This is a genomic window from Gemmatimonadota bacterium, from assembly GCA_026706845.1.
Taxonomy (GTDB): Bacteria; Latescibacterota; UBA2968; order UBA2968; family UBA2968; genus VXRD01.
Genome location: JAPOXY010000184.1, coordinates 1 through 5,749 on the forward strand (window position 1 = coordinate 1; position 5,749 = coordinate 5,749).

A 5,749-nucleotide genomic window follows, 5' to 3' on the forward strand; every position below is an offset into this window, starting at 1 on the left:
GGGAACGTATTCACCGTGGCATGCTGATCCACGATTACTAGCGATTCCACCTTCATGGAGTCGAGTTGCAGACTCCAATCCCAACTGAGACCGGTTTTTTGGGATTGGCTCCACCTCACGGTATTGCAGCCCTTTGTACCGGCCATTGTAGCACGTTTCCAGCCCCGGGCGTAAGGGCCATGAGGACTTGACGTCATCCCCACCTTCCTCCTACTTAACATAGGCAGTCTCCTTAGAGTTCCCACCATGACGTGCTGGCAACTAAGGATAGGGGTTGCGCTCGTTGCGGGACTGAACCCAACATCTCACGACACGAGCTGACGACAGCCATGCAGCACCTGTATACCAGTCCGAAGAAGACCCTATCTCTAGGGGTGTCCGGTATATGTCAAACCCGGGTAAGGTTCTTCGCGTTGCATCGAATTGAGGAACATGCTCCACCGCTTGTGCGGGTCCCCGTCAATTCCTTTGAGTTTCAGCCTTGCGACCGTACTCCCCAGGCGGGGTACTTAATGCGTTAGCTGCGGCACTGGAGGGGTCAATACCTCCAACACCTAGTACCCATCGTTTACAGCTAGGACTACCGGGGTATCTAATCCCGTTCGCTCCCCTAGCTTTCGCGCCTCAGCGTCAGTATCAGGCCAGAGAGCCGCCTTCGCCACCGGTGTTCTCCCAGATATCTACGCATTTCACCGCTACACCTGAGATTCCGCTCTCCTCTCCTGTACTCAAGACCGATAGTTTCGACTGCAAGTTGTTGGTTGAGCCGACAGATTTCACAGACGACTTATCGGTCCGCCTGCACGCCCTTTACGCCCAGTAAATCCGAACAACGCTTGCCCCCTTCGTATTACCGCGGCTGCTGGCACGAAGTTAGCCGGGGCTTCCTCTGAAGGTACAGTCAAACAGGAAAAGTTATTTCCTGCATTCTTCCCTTCTGACAGGAGTTTACACCCCTAAGGGCTTCATCCTCCACGTGGCGTCGCTGCGTCAGGCTTTCGCCCATTGCGCAAATTTCTAGACTGCTGGCCCCCGTAGGGGACTGGACCTTTCTCAGTTCCAGTGTGGCCGTACACCCTCTCAGGCCGGCTATCCATCGTTGCCTTGGTGAGCCGTTACCTCACCAACAAGCTAATGGACCGCGGGTCCATCTTCAAGCGAGACAACCGAAGTTGCCCCTTTAACAACTGTCTCCATGCGGAGCCGCTGCATTATGCGGTATTAGCCCCTCGTTAGAGGGGTTGTTCCCCACTCAAAGGCAGGTTACCCACGTGTTACTCACCCGTTCGCCACTTTACTCGCACCCCGAAGGGCGCTTTCTCGTTCGACTTGCATGACTAAGACACGCCACCAGCGTTAGTTCTGAGCCAGGATCAAACTCTCCGTGAAAAAAATGAGAGAGCCCATATTATGGGCTTTTTTTGCAAATTACTGAAATTCTCAAGAAACCTTGAGAACCTACCAAGCTTTTGAATAACACATGCACGTTATTTGATTTTCAAAGAACAAAATAGGCACTCTTGACTTACAAAGTGCCGGTAAGGAGTAAATCTATCAAATCGACATTTGCAAGTCAAGCAAAATTCTGCACCATTTTGGGTGCAGAGCGCGAAATATATAAAATAGAACCTCAAATGTCAAATCTTTTCAGAAAAACTCCCCTCTCACGCGACCTTCCTCAACATCTGCTTCGCCATCAAACTGCCTCAAGTAGCGCACTGCCCGCTCCATATCTTTTTTTACCCATGCGTCGGATTCAGACGCCATAGCGCGTTCAAGTGCTAAAATGGCTTCCGGCTCTTCAATTTGCATCAATGCCCAGGCAACAATCTGGCGCACATCCCGATCTTTGTCTCCAAGCATTCGGATCAGATCGCGCACTGCCTCCTTCGCCCGCAACATTCCCAACGCCCAGGCGGCCTTTGTGCGCACAGGTGCGGCAGAGTCGCGCAAAGCAGCGCGCAAATGGGGAACAGCTTCAAAAACGCGCTGTGCGCCCAAAAAGGCAGCCGCATCAATGCGCTGATCAACCGTCCCCGATCGCAATTGCCGAACATAATCGCCATGTGGCGAGCTACAGCCACATAAAAAAAGCAAAAGTGCCGGCAGTATTTTCTTTAACTGATACATGCTTTCAGGGCTTCGTAATTTGCCTTTATAGTCTTGTCAATATCCGCGTCAGAATGAGCCAGAGAAACAAACGCAGCCTCAAACTGCGACGGGGCCAGATAAACACCTCGATTGAGCATCTCCCGAAAATACCGGGCGAACAAATTCTGATCGCACGCATTGGCAGCATCGAATGACGTCACAGGTAATTCCGTAAAAAACAAGGTCATAATCGAACCCACCCGATTGGTCTGATATTTCAATCCCAGAGATTTTAAGTTTTCCAGAATACCTGTCTCCAGAGCCTGCGATTTTGCCTCCAACACCTCATAAACACCCGGTTCTTGCAGGCGTTTGAGCATCTCATATCCCGCTGTCATAGCCAGGGGATTGCCCGACAATGTGCCGGCCTGCGACACCATTTTTCCCAGAGGTGAAATATCTGACATAATTTCTCGCCTACCCCCAAAAGCACCAACGGGCAGCCCACCGCCGATAATCTTCCCCAGAGTCGTCAAATCAGGCGTCACCCCATAAAGCTCCTGCGCACCACCCTGACTGACGCGAAACCCTGTGATGACCTCATCGAAAATCAGCACAATGCCCCTCTCTGCCGTTATATCTCTCAACCCCTGCAAAAACCCCGGCGCTGGCGGAATCACCCCCATATTGCCGGCCACAGGCTCAACAATAACAGCCGCGATCTCATCCCTATTTTCCACAACGGCTTTTTCTACGGCCTCCAGATCATTAAAAGGCACAGTAATCGAATCCGCTGCTGTTCCAGGTGTAACCCCCGGACTACTCGGCGCGCCCATCGTGAGAGCTGAAGACCCCGCCTGAATCAGAAAACTATCGGCATGCCCGTGCCAGCACCCCTCAAATTTGACAATTTTGTTTCGCCCCGTGTGTCCGCGAGCCAGCCGAATAGCCGACATCGTGGCTTCGGTACCCGAATTTACCATCCGCACCATTTCCACGCTCGGCACCATTTCAGTGACCAATTGGGCCATCTTCACTTCGATTTCTGTCGGCGCGCCAAAACTCGTGCCCCCAGCAGCCGCTGCATTGACAGCCGCGACAATTTCCGGATGTGCATGGCCCAAAATAAGCGGTCCCCATGACCCCACAAAATCGATATAAGACCTCCCATCGACATCGACAATTCGCGCCCCCTCTCCTTTCACAATAAAGAGCGGATCGCCACCTACGGGGCCAAATGCTCTTGCAGGACTATTCACACCGCCGGGAATCACCTGTTGTGCTGCGTCAAATAGCGTTTTTGAACGCGTATTCAAATCACACCTCCGTGAAAAGACAAATGGAATTTCAAGACAACATCTTAATTACACCTCTCACTGTCAAGCTAATTCATCCACTTGCAAAACACGACCACAATCCGTATATTATTTGCACAGCGGCAGTAGCTCAATTGGACAGAGCATCTGGCTTCGGACCAGAGGGTTGGGGGTTCGAGTCCTCTCTGCCGCACTTTATTTTTCAGGCACTTAAAATTTAAGTGCCTGAATTTTTTATCTTCACACCTATGAGCGATACAATCACCATCAGAGGTGCGCGTCAGCACAACCTCAAAAATATCGACCTGGACATCCCGCGCAACTGCCTCGTCGTCATCACCGGACCCTCGGGATCGGGCAAATCGTCCCTGGCCTTCGACACCATCTACGCCGAGGGACAACGCCGTTATGTGGAATCGCTATCCGCTTATGCGCGGCAATTTCTCGATCTCATGGACAAACCCGATGCCGACAGCATAGAAGGTCTCTCGCCTGCTGTGGCGATTCAACAACGCGGCATCCCCCGCACACCGCGTTCAACAGTGGGCACCATAACCGAAGTCTATGACTACTTGCGTCTCTTATTCGCCAGAATAGGCACGCCCCACTGTCCGATATGCAGCCAGCCCATTGTGCGCCAGAGCGTCGCGCAAATTGTCGATCGCGTACTCGCACTGCCCGAAGGACAACGCCTGCAGATCCTCGCGCCCCTGATCCGCAATGCCAGAGGCACCCACCTGAGTGTTTTTAACCAGTTGCGCAAGGAAGGCTATCTCAGGGTGCGCGTCAATGGCGAAGTCGCGTCACTTGACAGCGACATCAACCTCGATAAAAACACAGCGCACAACATCGAAGCCGTCATCGACCGCCTCATTGTGCGCGAAAACATGGCCGCGCGCCTCGCAGACTCACTCGAAACAGCCCTCGACCTTGCCAATGGCACAGCCACACTCGACATTATCGACCATGAGGAATGGACGTTTTCCACGCGCTTTGCCTGCACAGAAGGCCACTTTGAAATCGAAGAAATAGAACCCCGCCTCTTCACCTTCAACAGCCCGTACGGGGCTTGCCCCACTTGCAGCGGTATGGGCACTGTTTTTGAAGTCGATCCCGACCTCGTCGTGCCCGACCCTTCAAAATCCATCCTCGAAGGCGCGATTGCGCCCTGGGGCATCCCCAAAGGCAAACGCCAGGTAGAACAACTTCAGCGCCTATCGCGCAACCTCTCATTCGATCCCTCAGCGCCCTTTTCCAAACTCTCCAAAACCGTCCAAAGAGCAATCCTCAGAGGAAAAACAGGCGTCATACCCGATCTCCAGCACCAATACAAAACGGCTACATCCGACGAAGCGCGGGAAAAAATCGAGCTTTTTATGCGCGGGCAAACCTGCCCCGACTGCCAGGGCGCGGGCCTGCGGCCAGAAGCTCTTGCCGTCACAATTTCCAATTGTACAATAGCCGACATTGCCAGCATGCCCATTGAAAAAATCAGGCACTTCTTTCAAACCCTGGACCTCAAAAACAACGCAGCTGAGATCGCCGCCCCCCTCACACGCGAAATCGAAAACCGCCTCGCATTTCTCGTCGATGTCGGCGTGGGATATCTCGCGCTCAACCGCAAAGCTGCAACACTTTCGGGAGGTGAATTTCAGCGCATTCGCCTCGCCACACAAATCGGAACCCGCCTCGTCGGTGTTCTCTACGTACTCGACGAACCCAGTATAGGCCTGCACCCCCGCGACAATCGCAAACTCATCGACACCTTCTGCAACCTGCGCGATCTGGGCAACTCGGTCATCGTGGTCGAACACGACCGCGAAGCCATGCAAATGGCCGATCATCTCATCGACCTGGGCCCGGGCGCGGGCGAAAACGGCGGCAAAATCATCTCACAGGGACCGCCAGAAGCCGTAATCGCAGACAAAAATTCTCTCACCGGCAATTATCTCTCCGGTCGAAAAGCCATCCCCCTCCCCCCCGACATTCGCCAGCCTCGCGGGCATCTCTCAATCAGAGGCGCCAGTGGCCACAACTTGCAAAACGTCGATATCGATATTCCACTGGGCGTCTTTGTATGCGTCACCGGCGTATCTGGCTCGGGCAAAAGCTCGCTCATCAACCACACCCTGTATCCCGCGCTCGCCCACCAACTCCACCGCGCCAGCACAGAACCATTGCCCTACAAATCTATCGAAGGCATTGAACAAATCGACAAAGTCATACGCATAGACCAATCCCCAATCGGGCGCACCCCGCGATCAAATGCCGCCACATACACGGGCCTCTTCACAGCCATACGCGAACTCTACGCCCAATTGCCCGAATCCAGAGTGCGCGGT

General features: G+C 53.5%; 3 protein-coding genes, 1 tRNA gene and 1 rRNA gene. 2 read left to right on the plus strand and 3 right to left on the minus strand.

The genetic code is table 11. The annotated features are described in order from the left end of the window. From OXG87_17095 to hemL, 3 genes are all read right to left on the minus strand, one after another. Nucleotides 1-1,389 (minus strand): 16S ribosomal RNA (locus OXG87_17095); the annotation flags it as partial. Between the two features lie 258 nt (nt 1,390-1,647). After that, complete coding sequence (locus tag OXG87_17100) at nt 1,648-2,130, minus strand: HEAT repeat domain-containing protein (GenBank protein ID MCY3871269.1); 483 nt, start codon at nt 2,128-2,130, stop codon at nt 1,648-1,650. Then, nucleotides 2,118-3,407, minus strand: a complete 1,290-nt coding sequence (gene hemL, locus OXG87_17105; protein MCY3871270.1) for a glutamate-1-semialdehyde 2,1-aminomutase — start codon at nt 3,405-3,407, stop codon at nt 2,118-2,120. Before hemL ends, OXG87_17100 begins: the two co-directional genes overlap by 13 nt. A 119-nt stretch (nt 3,408-3,526) precedes the next feature. Between hemL and OXG87_17110 the strand changes: the two genes are divergently transcribed. Next, nucleotides 3,527-3,600: transfer RNA gene (locus OXG87_17110), tRNA-Arg, on the plus strand. 28 nt (nt 3,601-3,628) lie between these two features. Next, on the plus strand, nt 3,629-5,749 hold a 2,121-nt coding region (gene uvrA / locus OXG87_17115; GenBank protein MCY3871271.1), incomplete at its 3' end, for an excinuclease ABC subunit UvrA.